General features: G+C 42.6%; 19 protein-coding genes and 1 pseudogene. 13 read left to right on the forward strand and 7 right to left on the reverse strand.

Features of this window, described 5'->3' with window-relative positions; all coding sequences use genetic code 11:
* Positions 1-227: 227 nt before the first annotated feature.
* From groES to B1A85_RS20240, 3 genes are all read left to right on the forward strand, one after another.
* The gene (gene groES / locus B1A85_RS20230) at positions 228-539 is read left to right on the forward strand and encodes a co-chaperone GroES (RefSeq protein WP_104548536.1); all 312 of its coding nucleotides are present in this window, start codon (positions 228-230) and stop codon (positions 537-539) included.
* Positions 540-621: 82 nt separating this feature from the next.
* The gene (gene groL, locus B1A85_RS20235; RefSeq protein WP_104548537.1) at positions 622-2,262 is read left to right on the forward strand and encodes a chaperonin GroEL; all 1,641 of its coding nucleotides are present in this window, start codon (positions 622-624) and stop codon (positions 2,260-2,262) included.
* 485 nt (positions 2,263-2,747) lie between these two features.
* Positions 2,748-3,533: a class I SAM-dependent methyltransferase gene (locus B1A85_RS20240; protein WP_104548538.1), complete on the forward strand. Its 786-nt coding sequence runs from the start codon at positions 2,748-2,750 to the stop codon at positions 3,531-3,533.
* A 48-nt stretch (positions 3,534-3,581) separates the two neighbouring features.
* Here the strand turns inward: B1A85_RS20240 and B1A85_RS20245 are convergent, their stop codons facing one another.
* Positions 3,582-4,202: a hypothetical protein gene (locus B1A85_RS20245; RefSeq protein WP_104548539.1), complete on the reverse strand. Its 621-nt coding sequence runs from the start codon at positions 4,200-4,202 to the stop codon at positions 3,582-3,584.
* Between the two features lie 124 nt (positions 4,203-4,326).
* The gene (locus tag B1A85_RS20250) at positions 4,327-5,640 is read right to left on the reverse strand and encodes a cytochrome P450 (protein ID WP_104548540.1); all 1,314 of its coding nucleotides are present in this window, start codon (positions 5,638-5,640) and stop codon (positions 4,327-4,329) included.
* A gap of 457 nt (positions 5,641-6,097) precedes the next feature.
* On the opposite strand from B1A85_RS20250, the gene B1A85_RS24920 reads away from it, so the two are divergent.
* Together B1A85_RS24920 and B1A85_RS26325 are read left to right on the forward strand one after the other, a co-directional pair.
* Positions 6,098-6,487 (forward strand): calcium-binding protein, encoded by a 390-nt coding sequence (locus B1A85_RS24920; protein WP_246841484.1) that lies wholly within the window; start codon positions 6,098-6,100, stop codon positions 6,485-6,487.
* A gap of 76 nt (positions 6,488-6,563) precedes the next feature.
* Complete coding sequence (locus B1A85_RS26325) at positions 6,564-7,181, forward strand: calcium-binding protein (protein WP_371681697.1); 618 nt, start codon at positions 6,564-6,566, stop codon at positions 7,179-7,181.
* A 98-nt stretch (positions 7,182-7,279) separates the two neighbouring features.
* Here the strand turns inward: B1A85_RS26325 and ilvD are convergent, their stop codons facing one another.
* Complete coding sequence (ilvD, locus tag B1A85_RS20260) at positions 7,280-8,962, reverse strand: dihydroxy-acid dehydratase (protein ID WP_104548541.1); 1,683 nt, start codon at positions 8,960-8,962, stop codon at positions 7,280-7,282.
* Between the two features lie 194 nt (positions 8,963-9,156).
* Positions 9,157-9,576, reverse strand: coding sequence for a pentapeptide repeat-containing protein (locus B1A85_RS20265; protein ID WP_104548542.1), 420 nt, complete (start codon positions 9,574-9,576; stop codon positions 9,157-9,159).
* Between the two features lie 156 nt (positions 9,577-9,732).
* Between B1A85_RS20265 and B1A85_RS20270 the strand changes: the two genes are divergently transcribed.
* The gene (locus B1A85_RS20270; RefSeq protein WP_104548543.1) at positions 9,733-10,098 is read left to right on the forward strand and encodes a VOC family protein; all 366 of its coding nucleotides are present in this window, start codon (positions 9,733-9,735) and stop codon (positions 10,096-10,098) included.
* Positions 10,099-10,134: 36 nt separating this feature from the next.
* Positions 10,135-11,415: a recombinase family protein gene (locus B1A85_RS20275; RefSeq protein WP_104548593.1), complete on the forward strand. Its 1,281-nt coding sequence runs from the start codon at positions 10,135-10,137 to the stop codon at positions 11,413-11,415.
* On the opposite strand, the pseudogene B1A85_RS20280 reads toward B1A85_RS20275, so the two are convergent.
* A pseudogene (locus B1A85_RS20280) lies at positions 11,412-12,738 on the reverse strand (ABC transporter ATP-binding protein); the annotation flags it as partial. The gene B1A85_RS20275 and the pseudogene B1A85_RS20280 overlap by 4 nt on opposite strands.
* A gap of 1,067 nt (positions 12,739-13,805) precedes the next feature.
* Between B1A85_RS20280 and B1A85_RS20285 the strand changes: the two are divergent.
* Positions 13,806-15,413: a glycosyltransferase family 39 protein gene (locus B1A85_RS20285; RefSeq protein WP_104548544.1), complete on the forward strand. Its 1,608-nt coding sequence runs from the start codon at positions 13,806-13,808 to the stop codon at positions 15,411-15,413.
* Positions 15,414-15,500: 87 nt separating this feature from the next.
* On the opposite strand, the gene B1A85_RS20290 is transcribed toward B1A85_RS20285, so the two are convergent.
* Positions 15,501-15,896: a hypothetical protein gene (locus B1A85_RS20290; protein WP_104548545.1), complete on the reverse strand. Its 396-nt coding sequence runs from the start codon at positions 15,894-15,896 to the stop codon at positions 15,501-15,503.
* A gap of 443 nt (positions 15,897-16,339) precedes the next feature.
* Between B1A85_RS20290 and B1A85_RS20295 the strand changes: the two genes are divergently transcribed.
* Entirely contained in the window at positions 16,340-18,313 is a 1,974-nt protein-coding gene (locus tag B1A85_RS20295; RefSeq protein ID WP_246841487.1) for a chloride channel protein, read from the forward strand.
* A gap of 93 nt (positions 18,314-18,406) precedes the next feature.
* On the opposite strand, the gene B1A85_RS20300 is transcribed toward B1A85_RS20295, so the two are convergent.
* Positions 18,407-18,814 (reverse strand): AbrB family transcriptional regulator, encoded by a 408-nt coding sequence (locus B1A85_RS20300; RefSeq protein ID WP_104548547.1) that lies wholly within the window; start codon positions 18,812-18,814, stop codon positions 18,407-18,409.
* 868 nt (positions 18,815-19,682) lie between these two features.
* On the opposite strand from B1A85_RS20300, the gene B1A85_RS20305 reads away from it, so the two are divergent.
* The 4 genes from B1A85_RS20305 to B1A85_RS20320 all read left to right on the forward strand — a co-directional run bounded on the left by B1A85_RS20305 (position 19,683) and on the right by B1A85_RS20320 (position 24,515).
* Positions 19,683-20,126 (forward strand): Rrf2 family transcriptional regulator, encoded by a 444-nt coding sequence (locus B1A85_RS20305; protein ID WP_104548548.1) that lies wholly within the window; start codon positions 19,683-19,685, stop codon positions 20,124-20,126.
* A 98-nt stretch (positions 20,127-20,224) separates the two neighbouring features.
* A complete protein-coding gene (gene cbiB, locus B1A85_RS20310; protein WP_246841488.1) occupies positions 20,225-21,229 on the forward strand; it encodes an adenosylcobinamide-phosphate synthase CbiB in 1,005 nt (334 codons plus the stop codon).
* An 87-nt stretch (positions 21,230-21,316) separates the two neighbouring features.
* Positions 21,317-21,853, forward strand: coding sequence for a bifunctional pyr operon transcriptional regulator/uracil phosphoribosyltransferase PyrR (gene pyrR, locus B1A85_RS20315; protein ID WP_104548549.1), 537 nt, complete (start codon positions 21,317-21,319; stop codon positions 21,851-21,853).
* Positions 21,854-22,235: 382 nt separating this feature from the next.
* Positions 22,236-24,515: a PAS domain S-box protein gene (locus B1A85_RS20320; protein ID WP_104548550.1), complete on the forward strand. Its 2,280-nt coding sequence runs from the start codon at positions 22,236-22,238 to the stop codon at positions 24,513-24,515.
* Positions 24,516-24,527: the final 12 nt, after the last annotated feature.

Raw genomic sequence — 24,527 nt, forward strand, 5'->3', positions numbered from 1 at the left:
ACTCGGTGAACAGAAGTATTTCACAACCTAACCCTCCACTGTTAGGTGAAAATTACACAACGTTTAATGTAGTCAGGACAACAAAAATTCGGTTCAGTATCTATACGGAAGAGTTGACGATTTTAGAGAAGTTCGGTAAACCGTACCAATGATTTTGTTGCGATTGCGCGCGCTGTTCGCTAAATTAGCACTCAGGAGTTGAGAGTGCTAAAAGCAGAAAATTTTGTATGGCAGCAGTATCTCTAAGTGTTTCCACAGTTAAGCCTTTAGCTGACCGTGTATTTGTTAAAGTCAGCGCATCCGAAGAGAAAACCGCAGGCGGATTATACTTACCCGATACCGCCAAAGAAAAGCCACAGGTCGGAGAAGTTGTCGCGATCGGTCCTGGTAAACGCAACGACGACGGTTCGCGCCAGGAAATGGAAATCAAAGTCGGCGACAAAGTCCTTTACTCGAAGTACGCAGGTACAGACATCAAACTTGGTACGGATGAATATGTGCTGTTGTCCGAAAAAGACATCCTTGCAGTAGTTAGCTAATGGCTAATAGGTAATCGTTAAACCAATTACCAATTACCAGTTACCAATTACCAGTTACCAATTACCAACATCATAGATAACTATGGCAAAGCGCATTATTTACAACGAAAACGCTCGTCGTGCCCTGGAAAAGGGTATGGATATTTTAGCTGAATCTGTTGCTGTCACTCTAGGTCCAAAAGGACGCAACGTAGTGCTCGAGAAGAAGTTTGGCGCACCACAAATTGTCAACGACGGCGTAACAATTGCTAAAGAAATTGAATTAGAAGATCACGTAGAAAATACCGGTGTTTCGCTGATTCGCCAAGCTGCTTCTAAAACTAATGATGCTGCTGGTGACGGTACAACTACCGCAACCGTTTTGGCGCATGCCATGGTTAAAGAAGGCTTACGCAACGTCGCCGCAGGTGCTAACGCGATCGCACTCAAGCGTGGAATTGATAAAGCAACCCATTTCTTAGTAGAAAAAATTGCTGAACACGCGCGTCCAGTAGAAGATTCTAAGGCGATCGCACAAGTTGGTGCCATTAGCGCTGGTAACGACGAAGAAGTCGGTCAGATGATCGCTGATGCGATGGATAAAGTCGGTAAGGAAGGCGTCATTTCCCTCGAAGAAGGAAAGTCGATGACGACTGAACTTGAAATTACCGAAGGGATGCGCTTTGACAAAGGCTACATCTCGCCTTATTTTGCTACCGATCCGGAGCGGATGGAAGCTGTCTTTGATGAGCCTTTTCTCCTGCTGACCGATAAGAAGATTACCTTGGTACAAGATTTAGTACCAGTACTAGAGCAAGTTGCACGTTCGGGTCGTCCGTTAATTATTATCGCAGAGGACATCGAGAAAGAAGCGCTAGCCACTCTCGTTGTTAACCGCTTACGTGGCGTATTAAACGTAGCTGCGGTAAAAGCTCCTGGCTTTGGCGATCGCCGCAAAGCAATGCTCGAAGATATTGCCGTTCTCACCGGTGCTCAAGTGATTACAGAAGACGCTGGTTTGAAGCTAGAAAATACCAAGCTGGATATGCTCGGTAAAGCTCGCCGTGTCACAATTACCAAAGACAACACCACAATCGTTGCGGAAGGTAACGAGCAAGCTGTTAAGGCTCGTTGCGAGCAAATTCGTCGTCAAATGGAAGAAACCGAGTCTTCCTACGACAAAGAGAAACTACAAGAGCGACTAGCGAAACTTGCTGGTGGAGTTGCGGTTGTGAAAGTTGGTGCAGCTACCGAAACCGAAATGAAAGACCGCAAGCTGCGCCTGGAAGATGCGATCAACGCAACTAAAGCCGCTGTAGAAGAAGGTATTGTTCCTGGTGGCGGTACAACTCTAGCTCACTTAGCTCCTGAGTTGGAAACTTGGGCTAGCAGTAATCTTCAAGGCGAAGAATTAATTGGTGCAATGATTGTTTCTCGCGCCTTGTCTGCACCACTCAAGCGGATTGCAGAGAATGCTGGTCAAAATGGTGCTGTGATTGCTGAGCGCGTTAAAGAAAAAGATTTCAATGTTGGCTTCAACGCTGCAACCAATGAGTTTGTTGATATGTTTGAAGCTGGTATCGTTGACCCTGCTAAAGTAACTCGTTCGGCATTACAAAACGCTGCATCGATCGCTGGTATGGTTTTGACTACTGAGTGTATTGTCGTTGATAAGCCAGAACCAAAAGAGAATGCTGCAGCTGGTGCTGGTGCTGGTATGGGCGGCGGAGATTTTGATTACTAATTAGTAATTCTACTTACTGTGGGGCGGGAATTTTGCCTGCTCATTTATAGCAGCTGCTTCCTAAGAGAAGTGGCTGTTTTTTGTTTTTTGTAGACGCGCAGCAAGCATCATGCTGTAGGTCTCGACGATCGCAGCAATTGCTTATATTTCAAATCTTCCCCTTCGTATTTACTTAAGCAAATCATTTACGGGATCAGTAGTTAAAGAAGTCGGTTTACAAATTTGCAGCATCTACTTCTCACTCTGGCAAAAACCATTGCGGACAAAGTTAAATACAGCCTTTTTTGGAAAATTTATATATTCAAGTATCTTGTTTAGGAAATTCAATAATTCTAAAATAATCCCAAATCAGGTGTCAGAACTTCTCCCAAACTTTTTCATCAGTGACTTTGTGGTAACCTACGGCAAGCTGCCATACATCCATGTCGTATTAGAATGCGATAAAATCCAGCAGCAAATGCAGTCGCACTTCTCTACAATCAGTCATGAGCGAATCTATTTCTGATGCCGCACCGTTATACACTTTAAGTCCGCTGACGCGCTTTTCTGATAGAGCCGCTGATTATGCCAAGTATCGCCCTGGTTATCCATCTGAAGCGATTGACGTTATTCTGCAAGGATTAGAGACATCGCAAGTAATAGTAGCAGACATTGGTGCAGGAACAGGTATTTCCTCGCGATTACTAGCCCAACGAGGAGTGCAAGTTATAGCGATTGAACCAAACGCCGCGATGCGAGAAATGGCAGAGTCTCACCAACTCATGGAATTTCGTGACGGAACGGCAGAAGTGACGCATTTACCTAGTAATTTTGTCGATGTAGTCACTTGCTTTCAGGCATTTCATTGGTTTAATCCTGAGCCAAGCTTGCAAGAATTTTACCGCATTTTAAAAAAACCGACAGGACGATTAGCACTTGTCTGGAACGAGCGCGATCGCCAAGATAGTTTTACTGCGGAGTATAGCGAATTATTACGCCAAGCTTCTAGCAATCATCCTGCAGAATCGCGTTTTAAATCGGTAGAACCACTATTTATAAATCCATACTTTGTTAATATTCAACAATACGAGTTTACCTACAAGCAAGAATTAGATTTACCTGGGTTAATAGGTCGAGCTTTAAGTGTTTCTTACATACCCAATGAAGAACTAGCAAAACAGCAACTTATGGCAAGCTTAAAGCACTTATATTATCAGAGTTGCAATGAACGAGGAATAGTTCAACTAAAATACTGCACTAGCGTATATATTGCAGAACCCAAATTAAGTTAAATAAAGTACTTTTTACTAGCAAAATCATGCTGAACTAATTCTTTAAATCTACTTATCCTTTTCACGGAAAAGTACTTTTTCATCGCTTAATAGTTCCATTAATGCTTTTAAAAGTTCATTTTGTTCTTGGTGAAGTGCTTCTAATTTAGTAGAAATTTCAGTAAGTTGTTGATATTTATCTTTAACAACTAAACTACTTTGTTGTAAAGTTAATTGTTCAGTAGGCTTGTTGAGCATTAATCTTCCTAAATTATGCAATGTATGAAAAATAGAGATAGTCCCTACTTGAAGTAATTTTAATGGTGCTTGCCATAAAGATGTTACTAACCGATCGATAAGACGACCAATTGCTTTTATTAAACTCCAGGAGATCGCAACGACAAACAACAATACAATTAGACTAATAATTGGATGCTCAATCCCCCAAATAAAGATTTCTGCCAAGCGTAAAATTGTTGGATGATCTTGTAGCCAATCACTCACAGTCGAGGCGATCGCGCTTTGAATATCAACTGCTTTAATAGCTTTTCCCGTAGTTTGTGTTAGAGTTTCTTTCGCTTGTTGCGTAGCATTTTGTAGACGATCCTGCGCATTGAATAAAACATTTCTTATCTGGTCTAAACTAGTATATATTTTTTGCTGTAGTTCACTATCTACTTGTGTTGTCATATTAAAAGCACCTTAGAAGTGGAAAGATTAAACATTGAGTTAGGTAATAGGTAATGGATAGCAAATAAAAAATACTATTACCTACGACCAGTTACCAATTACCACCTTTAAGTTATACTCTTACTTAGTTTAGTTTTTGAAATTGAACGCGCAATCCATCTTTAGGACGGCTAGTAGGAAATCTGGTGTCTTCTAGATTTTGATTGGGTAACAGCTTCCATTCATAGTTACGCAGTAGATGTGCTGCAATAATTTTCATTTCCATTTTGGCGAATGCGATTCCGATACAAATTCGCGGTCCACCACCAAAACCAATTAAACTGTAGGAACGCTGTTTATGTTCTTGGCGTTGCGGACTAAAACGGTCAGGATCGAAATGCTGTGGTTTAGGGTAAATTTCTGGTAATTGGTGGGTAAGTTTAATCGAATACGATACCATCCATCCTGCTGGTACATAATAACCGTGGAACTCAAATGGCTTGACGACACCACGAAAGCCTCCTGCAACTGGAGGATGCAACCTTTCAACTTCGGCTAAAACTTGGTCAAGATAAGGCATTTTGCCTAATTGTTCTAGCGATAATTCCTGTGAAGCTAACTCAAACTGCTCATCTCTTGCACGTTGTAATACCTCTGGATGAAGCGCTAATTCTAAACACAACCACGTTAGCATTGCAGTTGTTGTTTCGTGACCCGCAAAAAGCAGTAGCATCGCTTGCGCAATTAGTTCGCGATCGCTCATTCGGCTTCCATCTTCATCACGCGCTTGTACGAGTAAACTCAGCGCATCTTTAGTCGGATTTTCCTGGCGTTCTTTCACAACTTGAGTGAGGTAATGCAAAATTTGATTACGCGCAGCGATCGCTTTGCCTAATTTTGTTCCTGGGAAACGTAGCGGATTCACAGCAAATAAGCCATCTGTCAGTGTAGTAAATAACTGACTCAACCGCGCTGCTTCTGCACCTGTATTTGTTCCTAGTAACAGTTGACTAGCTATATCAAACGTCAGGTGTTTAAATTCTTCATACCAAACCAATTCACCTTTCTGTTGCCATTTTTGGAGATATTGTTGCGTCAGGGTCTCCATTGCACCAAAATAACTGTCTAGTGCAGTACCATGCATGGCAGGCATAATTAAACGGCGATTTTTGCGGTGTTCCTCACCATCTTGTACAAACAGCGATTCTCCGAGTAAAAGTTTAAAATTATCGGGCCATCCCTCCCGCCAAGAAAAATGATCCATATGGCTAGAAAGAACAAATTCTACAGCCTCTGAACCAATCATAAACACAGCAGGTCTACCAATAATTTGAGTGCGAAAAATAGAACCATACTGGCAATAGCGCTTCTCGATAAAGTGCGGATCGAAGAGAAATGATAGCGATTCTCCAATTACAGGTAAACCCGTTTGACCAGGAGGAAGGCGATAGTTATTCATTATTATTAGCCTACAGTGTATATAGCTCAGGCTTCTCTCGCAATCAGTATGCAGCAACTGGGCTGAACATTCTGAGCTTATCGAGAGCAAAAATTTTAATTACTTGAAAGTAGCTTAGCTCAAGCTTAATATCATATACATTAAATTACATATTTAAAATAATAATTAAAGTTAAACTTTAAAAAAAGTATTTAATGATTATTTTTAGGAAAAATTAAATTCAGCTTATTAAATACTACATTGTCAATTTGTTTAAGTTTTTTTAAGTTTATTACCTCATAAATAGCTCACAATTATTAGCTACTTTAGGAATAGTTAGTTTTGATTTAACAATTGCGGGGAGCTTTAAAATCGTGTTTTTTAGAGATATTAAAGCACAAGCGAAGAGTCCGCTACCAATTAGCAAAACATAGTTGGAATGCTGGTGATATGCATAGTAACTGAGGTAGAGGGAGATATGGCAATTATTTATGGAACTATAGGCTCAGATTTAATTTATGGAACCTTAGAAAAGGATACCCTCTATGGCTGGGCAAGGGGTGGTAATGCGTTGAGTCCATCTGGTAACGACACTTTATTCGGTCTTGCTAGTAACGACATCCTTTATGGTGGTACGGGAAATGACAGTTTGTTAGGAGGTACAGGTAGTGACTCTCTCTACGGTCACACTGGTAAAGATACCTTGAAGGGTGGAGATGGCAGCGATTATCTTTACGGTGGTAATGGTTTTGACAGGCTTTATGGCAGTGGTGGTAACGATTATCTCAATGGTGGTAATGGTAAGGACAGTTTATATGGCGGGGCTGCCAACGATACTTATGTGCTAGCTGGAACTTATAGTAGGTGAAAATCTAGAAAATCTTTACTATGACGGGTTACTGGCTGTTGGCAATCAACTGAATAACCTCATATCTGGGTATTCTATTAGTAATTCAAATAACATTTTTCATGGTGGTGCGGGGGACGATACTTTAATTGGCTGGGTAGATTATAAAGGAGCTATAAGTTACGGTAACGACACTCTCATAGGTGGAACAGGTAACGATTACTTACATACACTCGATGGAAACGATCTACTCAGAGGCGGAGACGGTAACGATACTTTAAGGAGTGGTAGTGGTGATGATACTCTCTATGGTGGCGCTGGCAACGATTTACTGCAGGCTGGTGGTTACAACAGTATTCTAATAGGAGGCTGGGGTAATGACACGCTTGGTAGTGGAACTCAATTTGTCTTTAACTCTCCTTTAGAGGGAATTGATTACATCACCAACTTCGATATCAATGACAATACAGTTGTTGTCACTAAGAATTTCGGAGGCGGACTTATAGAAGGTACTACGATTACGCCAGCGCAGTTTACTATCGGTACAGCGGCTACCACAACAAGTCATCGATTTATTTACGATCAGCTTGGTACAGGTGCGCTCTACTTTGACGTAGATGGTACAGGTAAAGCTAGGCAAGTACAGTTTGCTACTCTGTCTACTGGTTTAGAATTGACTAACGACAACATTTTCGTTGAATTCGATCGCGCTTGACAAGGGACATCTGAATTTGTCGGGGTAGGTGTCGTGCCTACCCTAAACAGTATATGTTTACCCGCTTAGCATAAAACTCTGCAACTTTACAACACTTACTACAAGTCTAAATCGGTGACAGCACCAACACTGCTAGATGATACCAATTTGGCATATTTCGCTAAAACACCTTTAGTGTAGCGTGGTGGACGCGGTTGCCAATTTTGCCGGCGCGATCGCAATTCTTCATCGGATACGTGCAGTTGTAACAAGCGCTGTGGTGCATCAATCGTGATGATGTCCCCTTCTTGCACAAGTGCGATCGTACCTCCTACTGCTGCTTCTGGCGCAACGTGACCGACGACCATACCATAAGTACCGCCGGAAAACCGTCCATCGGTGATTAATCCTACCGAGTCACCTAACCCCGCACCAATAATTGCACTTGTAGGCGCTAGCATTTCGCGCATTCCAGGACCCCCTTTAGGACCTTCGTAGCGAATGACTACGACATCACCAGCAACGATTTTGCCTGCCAAAATTGCATCTAAACAAGCTTCTTCTGATTCAAAGACACGCGCTGGACCTGTAATCACGGGCTTTTTCACGCCTGTAATTTTTGCAACTGCGCCTTCTGTGGCTAAATTGCCGCGTAAAATTGCTAAGTGTCCTTGGGGATATATTGGTTTATCCCAAGGGTGAATCACAAATTGATCGGGACGTGGTTCGGCGGGAACATCAGCTAAAACTTCCGCAATCGTTTGTCCAGTAATTGTGAGTGCATCGCCGTGCAGTAAATCGTGGACGAGTAGCATTTTCATGACTTGGGGGATTCCACCCGCACGATGCAAATCTGTCGCGACAAATTGTCCGCTGGGTTTTAAGTCACACAATACCGGAACGCGAGCGCGAATTGTTTCAAAGTCATCCAATGTTAACTCTACTCCCGCCGTATGCGCGATCGCAAGTAAATGTAACACAGCATTCGTCGAACCACCCACCGCCATAATGACTGATATGGCATTTTCAAACGCTTTGCGCGTGAGAATTTGTCGAGGTAATAACTGTTTGCGAATGGCTTCTACTAATACAAAGGCAGATTTTTCGGTGCTATCAGCTTTTTCTGCATCTTCAGCTGCCATTGTCGAAGAATAGGGCAAACTCATTCCCATTGCTTCAAACGCGGAAGACATTGTGTTAGCTGTATACATTCCTCCACAGGAACCTGCGCCAGGACACGCTTTGCGCTCGACTTCTAAAAGTTCTTCGTAAGGAATTCTACCTGCGCTGTATTCTCCGACAGCTTCAAACGCACTGACAATCGTTAAATCGCGTCCATTATGATGTCCAGGCTTGATCGTACCACCATAGACAAAAATTGCGGGAATATTCATGCGGGCGATCGCAATCATTGCCCCTGGCATATTTTTATCGCAACCACCGATCGCGAGGACACCATCCATACTTTGTCCGGTACACGCAGTTTCAATCGAATCTGCAATTACTTCGCGCGACACCAAGGAATATTTCATTCCCTCGGTTCCCATCGAGATACCATCGCTGATGGTGATTGTACCGAACATTTGCGGCATTGCTCCGGCAGCGCGGATCCCTGCTTCTGCGCGTTGCGCGAGTTGATTAATTCCCATATTGCAGGGAGTGATTGTGCTGTAACTATTCGCAATTCCAACAATTGCTTTGAGAAAATCGTTATCTCCAAACCCTACCGCGCGTAGCATTGCACGATTAGGCGATCGCTGTACGCCTTGAGTAACAACGTGGCTTCTAAAATTGTCCGGCATCTTCTGATTCCTGATGAGACGCAATGAAAATTGTAGCTACCAGCAAGGGCGAATTACACGGCGACAATGAATTTTTAAGTTACTTGCTAGTATCGCTGTATGTTAGCTACTATTTCTTGATTGTCTCAAATTTTGTAACGCTTGGTAATTGGTAACTAACACAAATACTCTCATTAATAACCACTAGTTACTAATCACTCATGAACTGTACCATCTGGCATGATTGTTCCTTGTAATTTAGCTCCAGTCAGTGTCGCCCCCCAAATACTTGCCCCTTGTAAATCCGCACCACTTAAATCTGCCATCTTCAAGTCTGCCATCTTTAATTCTGCACCACTGAGGTTAGCGCCTTTGAGGTTTGCTGCAAATAAATTTGCCCCATTGAGGATAGCACCACTCAAGTTCGCTGCGCTTAAGTTTGCTTTACTCAAGGAAGCTTCTCTAAAATTAGTTCCCACTAAGTCTGCTTGACTGAGGTCAGCCTCGCTTAACGATGCTTCACGTAACGAAGCACCACTGAGATTTACTTTCACTAAACTCATACCAATCAAATTAATGCCCTTAAAATCGCGTTCTCCAGCAACGTACTGTGCGATTAACTCAGAAACATCCATGGTACCCTCTTAACTGCGTTCGCTTGTATTAAGTTTGCAACAAATAAAAAACGTAAGAAGTAAAAATAAGTACAAGTGATTCAAAATCTAAATATTGCTTTTTTTGGAACTTACAGGGATCTTGCCTGTCCCATTGAACACTAGCTACTAACTACTATGCAAATCACTCAATGTCTCCATGCAGCACTTCTCGTTACCGACTTGCAACGCGCCGAAGAGTTTTATGGCAATGTTTTGGGCTTATCTAAATCAACTGCGCGAAATCTTAATTTCCCAGGAACATGGTATCAAATCGGTGAATTTCAACTGCACCTCATTGTCGCTCCAACAGTTCCTTCACAAATTCAAAATCCCGAAAAATGGGGACGCAACCCTCATATTTCCTTTGCAGTAGACGACTTAGACATCGCCAAACAACGGCTAACAGCCCACAACTACCCCATTCAAACCAGCGCTTCCGGTAGACCTGCGCTCTTCACCAAAGATCCCGACAACAACATCATCGAACTCTCCCAAATCTAAAACTCTGGGCTCTCTGCGTCTAAAGTGGTTCGTTCAGTGAAAATCATCGCCTACACCTACAGCGACCCTCTCATAGAATCTCCACCCGATCCGGCAATTTGGGGTTGGGAAATAGACTCTATCTATCAAGATCTTGGCAAACGCACGCAACTGCAACAACTTATTAAAGACTGCCAAACAGAAGGCGCATATCTCCTCATCCGTAGAATTGAGGAACTGGGCGATTCAGTACAAGAAGTGAGCGATCGCATTACGCAACTCCAAGCACTCAGCATCAAAATTATTACCACCGAACAAACTAACCCTAGTAATCTCCAAGCCGACTTGCTCAAACTGCTGCAAGCAATGCAACGCGAACAACGCAGCCGCCGCATTCGCCAGGGACACGCCCGCAATCGCATTAGCGCCCAACCTCCACCAGGAAAAGCCCCATACGGTTATCGTCGCGGTAAAGACAAATATGCATTAGACCGCAGTGCTTCCCCCATCGTCAAAGATTTTTTTGAACACTTCTTGCTATACGGTTCCTTACGCGGTGCAGTACGCCATTTAGCCCAAAAATACGGTAAAAAAATTTCTGTCACTACCGGGCGACGTTGGTTAACTAATCCTGTATATCGCGGCGATACCGCGTATCAAAATGGTGATGTTGTTGCCAATACGCACGTGCCAATTATCTCTAGAGAAGAAGCCGCACAAGTCGATCGATTATTACGCCGCAATCGACGTTTACCACCACGTACCGCGAGTGCGCCGCGCAGTCTTGCAGGTTTAGTTATCTGTCAAGAATGTCAATCTCCAATGACAGTTGTGCGCGTCACGACGCACCAAAAAAAGAGTGAATATCTTTATTTGCGTCCGACACTTTGCCCAAAACGTCCAAAATGCCGTGCGATCGCGTATGCTGAAGTTCTGAAACGCACAATTGCTACAGTTTGTCAAGACTTGCCCCGTGCAGTTGCTGGTATGAATTTTCCGCAATTAGATGCAGTTAAGGAGTCTTTAAATAGCGCGATCGCATCCAAACAACAAATTCTTGCTCAGTTACCTAATTTAACTACCACAGGAATTTTAGATCCCGAAACCGCACAATTAAGAGACTACAAACTTCGTACTGAAATATCCGCATTACAAACCCAACTTGCCACTTTACCACCAGTCAATTTACGTTCTGTTGCGCAAGCCGTTTCAATTCCGCAATTTTGGTTAGATTTATCTGAAGCCGAACGTCGCTTTTATTTTCGCGAATTTATTCAACAAATTCAGTTAATTCGCGAAGATGAGGAATGGCATCTGCAAGTAATTTTTGTTTTTTAGTCTGACAAAACTCCAGACTGTACGCGCCACAAACCAGCATAGATACCATTGAGTGCTAATAGTTCCTCATGTGTACCCTGTTCGACAACTTCCCCTTGATCCATGACATAGATACAATCGCTGTGCCGAATTGTTGAAAGACGATGCGCGATTACCTACAGTACGCTTCGCGAACGCAATCATTGTCCTATTTTGTGTAATCACAGCTAAAGATTTTTGAATCGCTGCTTCGGTTTCATTATCCACCGCTGAGGTTGCTTCATCCAAAATCAAAATTGGCGGATCTTTGAGAATTGCGCGTGCAATTGCTAATCGCTGTCGTTGTCCGCCAGAAAGTTTTTGACCGCGTTCGCCAACAATCGTATTGTATCCTTGCGGAAGTTGCACTATAAATTCGTGTGCTTCTGCTAACTTGGCAGCATGAACGATATCATCATGAATTGCATCAAAGTTACCATAGGCAATATTTTCGGCGACTGTTCCGTGAAATAGAAACACATCCTGGCTTACCCAACCGATACAACGCCGCAAATCTATTAATTGCAACTCTCGAATATCGATACCATCAATCAAAATTTGCCCAGCTTGGATTTCATAAAAACGCAGCAACAGTTTTACCAGCGTACTTTTACCCGAACCTGTTGCACCAACGATACCAATATTCGCCCCAGCTGGAATATGCAATGAGAGGTTTTTGAGAACATGATTGCGGTCTTTGTATGCAAAAGTAATGTTATCAAGCTGCACTTCACCACGCACCGCTTTTAAAGGTAATGGATGACTACCAGTGGGAATTGCAATCGGAGTATCCAATAGCCGCATCACTCGTCGGATCGAAGCCATGGCGCGTTGATACTCGTCCATTAGTTGGCTTAAAGACACAAAAGGCCATAGCAGTAGTTGGACAATAAATACCAAAAAGCCATAAGTTCCCACTGTGATATTACCATTCGCTACGGCAACACCACCAAAAAACAGTGTGGCAATAAAACCTAAGACAACTATTAAGCGAATCAAGGGGAAAAAGCAGCACTAATGTGCGATCGCTTTTTGGTTACTGCGACGATAAGCTTCACTTTCGTCTATGACACGCGATCGCTCATAGGGTTCAGCGGTAAAGCTTTTAATCGTGGCAATTCCTGAGAGGTTATTAGTTAAACGACTGCTAATCAAACCTGCTTTTTCACGGACATCTGCATAGCGCGGTGCAAGTCGATTTTGAAATACTATGGAACCCCAAAAGATAAAAGGAATCGGTATAATTGCAAACGGAGCCACACTTGGAGCGATAATTGCAAACGAGCCGCCGAATTTAAATACTGATACTTAAATCCTGAACGCAGCTATCTATTTATAAATTTTCGTGTCATTAAATACTTTGTCGCAAACATACTGAATCATCTTAATAGTTTTCGAGACGTTAAGTCTATCCAAAAACGGCATTTTTTTATCCTAAAAAGGTAGTTGACTAACAAAATTTAACTAGTATTTTTTGTTTAGTTAAAATATTCTTTATTTATTTCCCTTGTCTTTACCACTTAACTTAATATTCGCACAAATACATCTCTGTACTATTAATCACAAAATGTGCAAATGTCAGTACTAAAAAGCTAATTAGTTTTGCTCTCAATAATTGAGTATGATGGATACTAAAATGTCCGATATAATAGCTAGAGGAGTTTTAACTTCTGAGTTTCAATGGAGAGGTAGAGAAAACGATGTTTTAATCGCATTCAACATTTCCAAACACAAGAAGAATCTCTCGTCCCTCTAGGTGTTATTCCCAAATATTTAGTAAAACTTCTACTAACTAGTTCTTCCCAGAAATACAGTTGTTAAATCCGAAAAAATATTCCTTCTTCACAGTTCCTCAAGCAACCCTTAAAAACCTGCGCTTGATGTTGAACCGCTAAAGTAAGGGTAAAAAATGCATAATTTAATGCTGAGTGACCGTTCTATTGATAAGGAAATATTATTGCTCCTTATTAGTAGCTATTTTAACAGAGGTGGATAAAGAGAGAATATTGACTACAATTATTACATCTCTTGTTTGAGCAAGATTAATAGTTTCTTGTTCGCCCTACTCTCAACGAATATCAAATTATGTTGAGCAAAAATTACTTTTCGACCTTTCTATTGCTGGTGACTTTAGCCATTTAATTTTGACCTTCATATTTATTTATTAAATATAAGGTCGTTTCTCCATGTTTAATAAAAACAAAAAAATAAAAATATAGTTGTTATATTATTTATTAATTTATTAAAATGTTATTATTTAATATAATAAAGGATACTGGAATTTAAAAATCATAGGCACTAAAAGAAATAAACTTACTATTTATCGTCATTTTAGTGAGCTTATAATTCAGAATTATCAATTATTTTAAAGTATGCGCGATCGCTTACATTGGGATTTTTCAAAATTCGATCACCGCCGCAATAGTAAGATTGATTGGTTTTGGATCTTAGCGTTATTTTTAGCTGCTGTGCTAGTTTACAGCATTAATTTAGGAGGATTACCCCTACGCGATTGGGATGAAGGAACTGTCGCCCAAGTGGCGCGTGAGATTTGGCGATCGCCCATGAATTCATGGCGGTGGTTGCATCCTACATTATGGGGCGCACCTTATTTAAATAAACCGCCGCTAGTCCATTTATTAATAGCTGGGGCGTACTCGCTGGGTGGTGTCAATGAATGGACATCGCGTTTACCGGGAGCAATGCTGAGTGCAATCTCTGTACCTCTACTATATTGCATCGGGCGGGAAATTTTTCCTAGGCGATCGCCTGCAATTTTTTCAGCATTAGTTTATCTTACACTACTACCGATGGTGCGTCATGGGCGACTCGCCATGTTAGATGGCGCGGTAGTGTGTTTTTATCTATTGATGATGCTGTGCGTGTTGCGATCGCGTCGCGATCTACGCTATTGCTTGGGGACTGGAATTGGGCTGGCGCTGATTTTTTTGACGAAAGGAATTATCGGATTATTGCTGCTGGCGATCGCGTTCTTGTTTTTGTTTTGGGATACGCCGCGACTTTTGACTAGCCTTTATCTTTGGCTTGGTATCTTTATTGGTGCTGTACCTATCGTAGGGTGGTATGCAGCGCAATGGTTTGAGTACGGTAATACTTTTACCGATACAGGCATCATGTCACAATCGCTAAGCCGAATTTGGGCAAGTGTAGAAAATCATGCTGGACCACCTTGGTATTACCTTTTAGAAATATTAAAGTACAGCTTTCCTTGGTTAATTTTTTTACCGCAAGGTTTACGCAAAGCATGGGAAAATCGCAACTGGGGTTGGGCAAAGCTGATTCTTGTTTGGAGTGGATTTTATCTTTTAGTGATTTCGGTAATGCAAACTAAGCTTCCTTGGTATGTTTTGCCAATGTATCCCGCTATTGCTTTAGCTGTGGGAGTGCAGTTAGCGGATTATTGGCATTCATCTGAAGCATCCTATCCGCGTTCAATTATTGTAGGTTTGGGAATACTCGCGCTTGTTGCAACGCTGGGAAGTTTCTACTTTAGTCCTTGGAGTTCTGCAAGAGATAGCGCAGTACAAATGATTTTAGCCGCAGTGGCAGGCACAATGATTTTGGCAAACATTTTGGCTCGGCGCGGCGATCGCCAGTTCTTAATCGTTTTAGTTTGGGGAATGTACGTTTCGCTCGTGCTATTTATGACCTCGCGTCATTGGGTTTGGGAACTTGCCGAAGCTTATCCAGTAAAACCTGTTGCGGCGATGATTCAAAATGCTACACCACCAGGACAGATTATTTATACATCTTTTCCTTACAGTCGTCCTTCACTCAATTTTTATAGCGATCGCCAAGTTATTCCTGCTGCGACTAACGAACTTCAGCGTCAGTGGCAACAAAATCCTCAATCCTATTTTCTCTTAGATATCCCAACGCTCAAAACTCTCCAACTTCCATCCGCACAGCAATTAGGAAGCAGCCAAGGTTGGACGCTAGTTACGAAGGGTAAGGAGTGAGTGAAGAGTGATTAGTGTAAGGGTGGCTAGAGGCTAGGAGAAGATCAGTTCTCGTATAAATTATTTTTCCCCTGCACCACAGCTGTCCTACGGAGAATCCTGCGGCGGATCGTCAACAATTATTTCTGGCGATGGCTCTTGAAGTGTTTCTTGCTCTGGTTTGAGTGTTTCTAGCGTGACAACACTGATACCTAAAAGAATCGCACTACCAATCGCAGCGATCGCGGCTGTCTTTTTAATAAAGCTAAAGTCACGTAGAATTCTTGCCCAAGGACGACTTTGACGGCGAAGCACGTGCGTCATCTCGACGGGGTTAGAGCTATGTGGATCGCGGACATAATGACCGCTCCAACTCACGACCAATCGTTCTTGACAGTACGGACACGTAAAAAGTCCATTACACTTTTTAATTTGTTTGAGATTGCCAGTACGCTGACAAATTGGACAGGTTACAGAGTGATGATCAAAGGTGTGAGTGTTCATAGCGCGTCAAACCAGTTCTTTTCTCGCTCTACAGCGGAGTACCCTCAAATTTCTGAGGTGTATTTCCTATAGCCCCAAATCTTAGTCTGCCCATTTTTGTGATAGATAGCCATACTCACAGTACATATATTTATGAACTTTTAAGAAGGGCTAGAAGTTCAGGCGTCTTGCCTGGGGAAGCTACGAAGCTAGCCACTGACTCGTCGCTAGCCACTATAGGTTCTTATCTATCTTTAACTTGTCACAACATTATCGAATAAACCAAGTGTGTAACTCAGCTAAAGGGAGTATAAATGAAATTTTTTGAGCAACTTCGAATTATGAAGCAAACCCTTGTCTATTCAAGCACTAACCTACTTGTCGGCAGACGAGGAGATCCATCAAAATGAAAAGTAAGAAATAAAAATTAAAGTTTTTATCACATTTCCCTACACTATCTCCTAATGACTGCCCTTTCTTCCCAATCTCCAGAGGAAGCACCAAGTTCCTCTGCTGAGTTAAGGAAGGTGATGGTGCCCGCGCTGCCAACACCTTCTATAGGTTTAACTCATTTGCTAAACCGTTTTCAGCTATCTCCGGAAAGCGTTGTGCTGCTTTTAGCTGTACTCATCGGCGGTAGCACTGGTTTAGGTGTCGTTATTTTTCATGTTTTGATCGAGCAGATCCACCGTTTCATGCTACAAGATTTGATGGGCGTGATTTCGCGATGGGGAGCTTGGACGCTAGCGTGCGTCCCCCTGTTAGGTGGGTTAGTTATTGGCTTAATGCGGGGTACCCAGCAGGATTTTGGTCCTGGGCTTTCTTCTTTGATTGCGGCAACACAAGCTAGTCACGCGCAAAACGTCACGCGTAAAGAATTACAACCAATCATTAAGATGCTCGCAGCTGCGGTATCGCTAGGAACAGGGGCTTCCTTAGGACCAGAAGGGCCTAGTGTTGAGATTGGTGCTAACTTCAGTTTACGGTTGGGTCAACTGCTGCAAATGTCGCAAGAAAGACGCCGTTTGTTGTTAGGAGCCGGTGCAGCAGCGGGGTTAGCCGCAGGATTTAATGCTCCAATTGCAGGTGTTTTTTTTGCGCTGGAAGTCGTGTTGGGAACTACGTTTGCAACTTCTGCTGTGAGTGTAGTGCTACTTGCTGCAGTCGTCGCCGCCTTAATTGCCCAAATCGGTTTAGGAGGGCAACCTGCTTTTACATTACCAGTATATGAAGTCCGCAGTCCGCTCGAATTTCCGCTTTATGTTGGTTTGGGTTTGGGTGCGAGTTTAGTTTCCATCACTTATACGCAATCTTTACAGCTATTACGCGCCTGCTTTCAAGGGCAAGTTCCTGGCTTTGCTTGGTTAGCAAAAATTCCCTTGGCAATTCATCCTGTCATTGGCGGTGCTTGTGTTGGTTTGGTTGCATTACAGTACCCGCAAGTTTTGGGGATTGGCTATGAGACTATTGAAGCAATGTTGCAAGATGTGGAGTTTTCTTTGCAACTACTTGTTGTGCTATTGGTAGTCAAATTAGTCGTCACCGCAATCAGTTTGGGAAGTGGTTTAGTTGGCGGTGTTTTCGCTCCAGCAATGTTTCTTGGTGCTTCGTTAGGGGCAGCTTATGCTAAAGTCTTGGCGATTTTTCCAGGTATCAGTCTCTATATGGCTGCGCCTCCTGCCTATGCGATGGTTGGTATGGCAGCGGTGCTGGCAGCGAGTGCGCGCGCGCCTTTGACTGCAATCTTATTATTATTTGAACTGACAAGAGATTACCGAATTGTGTTGCCGTTGATGGCCGCGGTTGGTTTGAGTGTATGGCTTGTTGAGCGCATGAAACCTACTGTCACTTCGGACGCGCATCTACAGCAGTTGAACTTGAATGTCGAAACAAATCGCGAACAAGAAGTTTTACAGCAAATCTCTGTCGCTGAGGCGATGCATCAGTCTCCGCTAATCTTAGCAGCTACGCTTTCAATCTGGGAAGCGGGCGTGTCTATGACGCGCGATCGCCGCCGCAGTGCTTTGGTTATTAATGAAGCTAATCAATTAGTTGGTATCGTCACTTTAGATGATATTTCCCGCGCAATTTCCCTGGGAAAACAGTACGGAATAAGTGCTAGTAACTCAACTTTAACGCATTCCTCAAAGCCAGATGTTAGCAAACATAATTTACCCGCATCTCAACTTATTGATATTTGCACAACTGAGCTACTTTACACTTATCCCGATGAACTTTTATCTGAAGCTTTAGCGCGGATGGCAGCGCGTGGCTTACATCAGTTACCTGTCGTTGAACGAAACAACCACGAACAGATTATTGGCTTACTAGAACGCGATCAGATTGGATTAACTTGCAACCTTGAGTTGATGCGTCAAGCATTGCAACAATTACCAAATGCACCGAAACATGATGAACTGACGCTTACTAGTTTGTAGCAGTCAGCTACCATGATTTGGAAAATTGAAGTCGCGGGAGAATAATGGTCGTTGCCTTGATTCTCCTCGCACAACCACCATTTCTCTGGTTGCTTACGAGGCAACTTCGACGTCTTCTAGTTCGCCATCTTCATCCAGCTGCTTCAACCGAATATGCTTGCGTCCTAGCGTAATTTCAAATTCATCTCCTGGCTTCAAACCCATTTGTTTTGTATAAGCAGAACCTATTAATAAGTTGCCGTTGGACTGCACGCTAATGCGATAACTGGCACTACGTCCACCACGCCCATTAGCGTGTGCTGTACTATCTAACTCAATGCCTTCTGCATCAATTAAGGCATTAAGAAATTTCATCATGTTTACGCGCTCAATGCCATTTTTCGTAACGGTGTAATAACCGCACGCTTTAGCCTTTTCTTCTTTACTTAGGTTTTCTAGCTCCTTAACTTTCTGAAGGAGTTCTTCACCGGTTAGTGGCTCGATTTTTTTCTTTTTACTCATCAACTTAGAACTACAACGAATGAACGAAGTAAATAACTGATTATAATCTTAGCTTACTAAAGCATAATAAGAGTAACGCTTCGATTTATATCAGCTTAACTAAAGTATCTTACACTGAGTTTCATCAATATTTACTGCTATCTAACCACCTTACGGTTAAGTTAATCAGTTGTAAACACTCTTTGTATTCGTGATAACTATCTCACAATTGTTGATACTTAATATATTGATGTTGTTAATAGTCCTGCCAGCTGATTAAAAATCAAGCTAACGCCCCAACTCCAAGCAAGCAAGCAGCAACCTTGGGATAGAACTTAGTAGACAAATAGCTGTAAGTTTAGGGTGCTTGTTGAACGACTCGCTAAGCGAGTTCAAGATACTCCTAAAAGTCAGAAAAGGACAACAATCGCGAGAGAAATCCATATAATAAAACTTAAAATTCTGGGGTAGAGTTTAAGATTTGAGAACTAGGGGTGATAACTTCTGCTTTATGATGTTGATATACACACAAGTTAGGGACTGACACATAAACAGTAGTCGATCGTTGAGCATAGGAATTATCCGGAAGTTGCTTGTTACCATTTCTTGCTTCTTCTTGAAGCAGGTAGAAAGCAAATGACGGCTATGTGTCTAGATGAATGAATTTGAGGAATTCAATCAAGTTGAAAAGTGTTTATTGACTTTTATGAATAAATCAGAAGCTGGAAACCGTCTGGCGGAGCATAGATAACTGACATCTGTCTAAAAGCTAAATATCTTTGATAAATGCTTTTTGCCATCTGTTATGTGGCTTTCTGAGTGAAAAAAATATTTTTTTGTCATTGAAAATAGAAGAAGATTTTGAAATGAGGTCTTACTGAAGCACAGAATGAAGCTAACAACTCGCGGACACTACAGTGTAAAAGCATTGCTCGATTTGAGCTTACAGCCAAAGAATAGACCTGCATCAGTAAAAGCGATCGCCCAGCGTCAAGATATTCCAGCACCCTACTTAGAAAAATTGCTGATCGAAATGCGTCGTGCAGGGTTAGTTGAATCGATGCGTGGCGTTCAAGGTGGATATAAACTAGCGCGATCGCCTGCACAAATATCTTTAGGGCAAATTCTAGAATCGGTTGGCGAAACTATTGAGCCTTTACCACATCACATTCCCGCACCAAATCAAGCCGAAGACTGGGTGACGTTTACATTATGGCAGCGGTTACACCAGAAAGTGAAAGAGGCACTTTACACAATCACGCTTGCAGATCTTTATTATGATGCTCGTAGTTGGCAAGCCGCGCAAGGCGAAGCAACAAGTTTTGTTGTTTAGTGAGTCGAAAACAGAGATCGGGATTCAAGAATCAGGGTTAAAACAAAAGTGTCAGCCTTTAAATTAGGTTTTGTTTGCACTCAACGTAAGCTTAAGTTTTGAAGGACAATTACGACTTTTTCAGTTTCAATTCAATTAATACGCAGTTAGTTGTTTTAATTTTTGCTGCGTTTTTAGATTACCTAATTGGCGATCCGTGGAGTTTTCCGCATCCAGTTCGCGTTATGGGTTGGGTGATATTGCAATTTAATACTATTGTGTGGAAACATTTTGAGCGCCCGCGTACGCAGCGGTTAGCAGGAATTGTTTTGGGTATCGGATTAATTAGTGGTAGTGGTTTCGTCGGATGGTCGATCGTACAAGTGACTGAGTTTATTCATCCTGGCTTTAGAATTGTTGTCGAAAGCCTTCTTTTAGCAAGTTGTTTTGCTGCGAAAAGCCTCAGACAAGCTGCACAAGAAGTTTTACAGCCACTCGGTGAGGGAAAAATTCAACAAGCGCGTGCTAGCCTTAGTAAATATGTTGGTAGAGATACCGAAAATCTCTCTGAAACAGAAATCTTGCGGGCAGTTTTAGAAACTGTAACTGAAAATGCTACCGACGGCGTGATGGCACCTTTATTTTATGCGATCGCTGGTTCTTTTATACCGTTGATTGGGAGTGTTCCGGTTGCATTAGCATACAAAGCTGCAAGTACCTTAGATTCGATGGTAGGTTATCGCGAAGCACCTTACACTTACCTTGGTTGGTTTAGCGCGCGATTAGAAGATGCCTTAACGTGGTTGCCATGTCGCCTAACTGTTCTGACTGTAGCAATGCTATCAGGCAAACCGCGCTTTGTTTGGCGCATTTGTCGTCGAGACGCAGTACAAGATCCTAGCCCAAATTCAGGTTGGAGTGAATGCGCTTATGCAGCAGTACTCGGCGTACAAGTGGGAGGAACAAACTGGTATCGAGGAGTGGCAAAACACAAACCCTTGCTTGGAGACAACATTCATCCAATTACTCCAGGCAAAGTTTACCAAGCACTACAACTGACGCGATATTGCTTCTTAATTTGGCTAGGAGTTGCAGCTTTGCTTTTGTTTAAATTTCAACTGTAATGACACGATATTCACGAAGTTTTAAACTAAGCCTATAGCCTTCGTCACTCCTCACCCCTCGCCCCTCACTTCTCGTCCCTCTTCAATATGCCTGCTAAAGTTGTTGAAATTCTTTCTGCTGAAGAAATCCGTCGTACTATGACGCGTCTTGCTTCCCAAGTTGTCGAAAGATCGCGGGATTTGTCGCAACTTGTCATTTTGGGTATCTATACTAGAGGTGCATTTTTAGCAGAGCTATTAGCACGTCAAATCGAAGTGCTTGAAGGTGTAAATGTTCCTGTAGGAGCGTTAGATATTACATTTTACCGCGACGATTTGGATCAAATTGGCGTACGAACTCCAGCTAAGACAGAAATTCCCTTTGACCTAACAGGTAAAATTGTTCTACTCGTCGATGACGTAATTTACAAAGGACGCACTGTCCGCGCGGCTTTGAATGCTGTTAATGATTATGGTAGACCTGCGGCAATTTGGCTAGCAGTATTAGTCGATCGCGGTCATCGCGAGTTACCGATTCATCCTGATTTTATTGGTAAACAGCTACCTACAGCCAAAGAAGAACAAGTTAAAGTGTATTTACAAGATTTTGACGGACGCGATGCAGTGGAATTAATCGGTAATTAATAACAATTGGCTATTAACTTCTGTTTGATTAAATAGCGTACTCTTAAAGGTTTGGTAGTGAGCGACCAATTATCAGTTACTAACCACCATCCTTCTACTTATGTCTTCACCCCTAGGACAGATGCAGCCTAGAGCGACTAACAGCGATATTCTTGTATTAATATTTTTTATAATTTCTTAATAATTAAAGGTAACTGCGATGAAGATTGTAAAGAAAATTACGACTACAAATTTTCAAATTGAGTAGCGTTATTCGCAACGGGAATTAACAGTCTTTACGCTGAGTGGCATTGAAATATTAGGCTGCGTTGGGCGTAGCCGCATCTCATGGGAAGGCAATCGTTCTTCCTTATACCTGAATACAGGCTTGTATAAAATACTAATGAATCTTTCCTATCCTAGACTAGGGTACAACCTATCCTTACTTGCGATCGCACTCGTTGTGCTCGTCAAACTCACTTTAGAACCAATAACCCAACTCGATTTGGGGTTAGTGTTATTTTTGACAGCACTGACAGTCAATTCTTGGCATAACAATCTCGTGCTAGGGCTAGTAGCGATCGCTTCCGCAGCGATAGTACTCTGGCTACTCAATTATTTTTTGCCTACTAGTCAGGACTTTTGGCAACTAGCGTCACTTGGAGTTATTGCTCTACCGCTGAGCATCGTTAATTTAGCTGTCAACTATTTGGAACGCGAGTCGGCAAAAGTTTCGGAAGCAACGATAACAGGAGTACGCGACATCAACAAGGCATTAGAAATTGCGGTAGAGTGCATCGCGAGGATCGATTCTCAAGGACGCTACATCACCGTGAATGAAGCTTATGCGCGCTTATTAGGCTACGAACCGCAAGACTTAATCGGTAAAGCATGGGAAATTACCGTTCATCCACAAGACGTTGCCAAACTGACTGCTACGTATCAACAAATGTTGACAACAGGGAAAGCAGAAGCCGAAGCACGCGGGATTCGCCAAGATGGCTCGTACTTTTACAAACAGGTTACGCTGATTAAAACCAGCGATCGCCTAAATAGTTTTAGCGGACATTACTGCTTTGTCAAGGATATTACTCAACGCAAGCAAAGCGAAGAACGACTGCGGCTATTAGAATCTGTCGTTGTGAATGCGAATGATGCGATTGTCATTACTGAAGCCGAACCAATTCAAGCTCCAGGTCCGCGCATTCTTTACGTCAACGAAGCTTTTACGCGCATGACGGGTTACACATTGCAAGAAGTTGTCGGTAAAACGCCACGCCTACTTCAAGGAGCAAAAACCGATCGAGAAACGTTAACGCGGATTCGGACAACCTTACAGCAATGGCAATCAGATGTATTTGAACTAATCAACTACCGCAAAGATGGCTCAGAATTTTGGGTAGAACTGAGTATCGTACCAGTTGCTGATGAAACTGGGTGGTACACGCATTGGATTTCTGTACAGCGCGATATTACCCAGCGAAAAGAAGTAGAAGCGATGCTAGCCAAATTATTACTACGCGAACAGCAAGCCCGGATCGCAACCGAAGAAGCAAGTCGGATGAAAGATGAGTTTCTTGCAGTTGTATCGCATGAGTTAAGAACACCACTCAATGCGATGCTTGGTTGGTCGCGATTATTGCAAAGTCGCACACTTAACGAACAAACTACCGCCCGCGCCTTAGCAACGATTGAGCGCAATGCTCAAGCACAAGCGCAACTGATAGAAGATCTTCTGGATATTTCCCGCATGATGCGTGGCAAGCTCAGCTTACAATGTTGCCCTGTCAATCTCAAAAATGTTATTGAAGCGGCGATAGATACAATTCGCCTGGCAGCTGCTGCAAAAGATATTCAAATTCATACTGTATATAAAACTAATAAGTCAATTTCTGGTGACGGCGATCGCCTACAACAAGTCGTCTGGAATTTGCTTTCCAATGCGATTAAATTTTCTCCTCGCGGTGGACGCGTAGAGATAACATTAGCCGAACAAGATACGTATATCGAACTCAATGTCAGCGATAACGGACAAGGTATCGAGCCAGATTTTCTCCCGCATATCTTTGAACAATTTCGTCAAGCTGATAGTAGCAGTAGTCGCAAGCAAGGCGGGTTAGGTTTAGGGTTGGCGATCGTCCGGAATTTGGTAGAACTGCACGGCGGTACAATTAGTGCAACAAGTCAAGGAATCGGCACAGGCGCAACTTTTACTGTCAGATTACCTTTTCCCCGCGAGAGCCAAAACGAGCCGCCTAATATTGCGCCTAATCCAGAATTTCAATCAGAATTAGGAATCAAAGGTTTACAAGTGCTGATTGTTGATGATGAAGCCGACGCGCGCGAACTTCTTCAGATTGTGCTAGAACAGGCGGGTGCAAGTGTTACCGCTGTTGGCTCTGTCAGTGAAGCTTTGAATATCATTGAACAATTACAACCAGATATCCTCTTGAGTGATATAGGAATGCCAGGGGAAGATGGCTACTCCTTGATACAAAAAACCAAAAACCTCAAAACGAAATCAGGAAAGCAACTTCCTGTAGCTGCCATTACGGCTTATGCGCGTGCGGAGGATCGAGTAAGAGCATTACAGGCAGGTTTTCAAACGCATTTACCTAAGCCTATAGATCCAACACAACTTATCGCAGTCGTGACAACGCTTGCAGAACGAACTTTATCTTAAATTTTCTTCTCT

The sequence above is a fragment of the Chroococcidiopsis sp. TS-821 genome, assembly GCF_002939305.1.
Classification (GTDB): Bacteria; Cyanobacteriota; Cyanobacteriia; order Cyanobacteriales; family Chroococcidiopsidaceae; genus Chroogloeocystis.

Coding starts and splice junctions, on each gene's coding strand:
- ilvD (WP_104548541.1), bottom strand. CDS start 8,962: ATGCCGGACAATTTTAGAAGCCACGTTGTTACTCAAGGCGTACAGCGA.
- groES (WP_104548536.1), top strand. CDS start 228: ATGGCAGCAGTATCTCTAAGTGTTTCCACAGTTAAGCCTTTAGCTGAC.
- B1A85_RS20270 (WP_104548543.1), top strand. CDS start 9,733: ATGCAAATCACTCAATGTCTCCATGCAGCACTTCTCGTTACCGACTTG.
- groL (WP_104548537.1), top strand. CDS start 622: ATGGCAAAGCGCATTATTTACAACGAAAACGCTCGTCGTGCCCTGGAA.
- B1A85_RS20245 (WP_104548539.1), bottom strand. CDS start 4,202: ATGACAACACAAGTAGATAGTGAACTACAGCAAAAAATATATACTAGT.
- B1A85_RS24920 (WP_246841484.1), top strand. CDS start 6,098: ATGGCAATTATTTATGGAACTATAGGCTCAGATTTAATTTATGGAACC.
- B1A85_RS20250 (WP_104548540.1), bottom strand. CDS start 5,640: ATGAATAACTATCGCCTTCCTCCTGGTCAAACGGGTTTACCTGTAATT.
- B1A85_RS20305 (WP_104548548.1), top strand. CDS start 19,683: ATGAAGCTAACAACTCGCGGACACTACAGTGTAAAAGCATTGCTCGAT.
- B1A85_RS20290 (WP_104548545.1), bottom strand. CDS start 15,896: ATGAACACTCACACCTTTGATCATCACTCTGTAACCTGTCCAATTTGT.
- B1A85_RS20320 (WP_104548550.1), top strand. CDS start 22,236: ATGAATCTTTCCTATCCTAGACTAGGGTACAACCTATCCTTACTTGCG.
- B1A85_RS20240 (WP_104548538.1), top strand. CDS start 2,748: ATGAGCGAATCTATTTCTGATGCCGCACCGTTATACACTTTAAGTCCG.
- pyrR (WP_104548549.1), top strand. CDS start 21,317: ATGCCTGCTAAAGTTGTTGAAATTCTTTCTGCTGAAGAAATCCGTCGT.
- B1A85_RS20265 (WP_104548542.1), bottom strand. CDS start 9,576: ATGGATGTTTCTGAGTTAATCGCACAGTACGTTGCTGGAGAACGCGAT.
- B1A85_RS20285 (WP_104548544.1), top strand. CDS start 13,806: ATGCGCGATCGCTTACATTGGGATTTTTCAAAATTCGATCACCGCCGC.
- B1A85_RS20295 (WP_246841487.1), top strand. CDS start 16,340: ATGACTGCCCTTTCTTCCCAATCTCCAGAGGAAGCACCAAGTTCCTCT.
- B1A85_RS20300 (WP_104548547.1), bottom strand. CDS start 18,814: ATGAGTAAAAAGAAAAAAATCGAGCCACTAACCGGTGAAGAACTCCTT.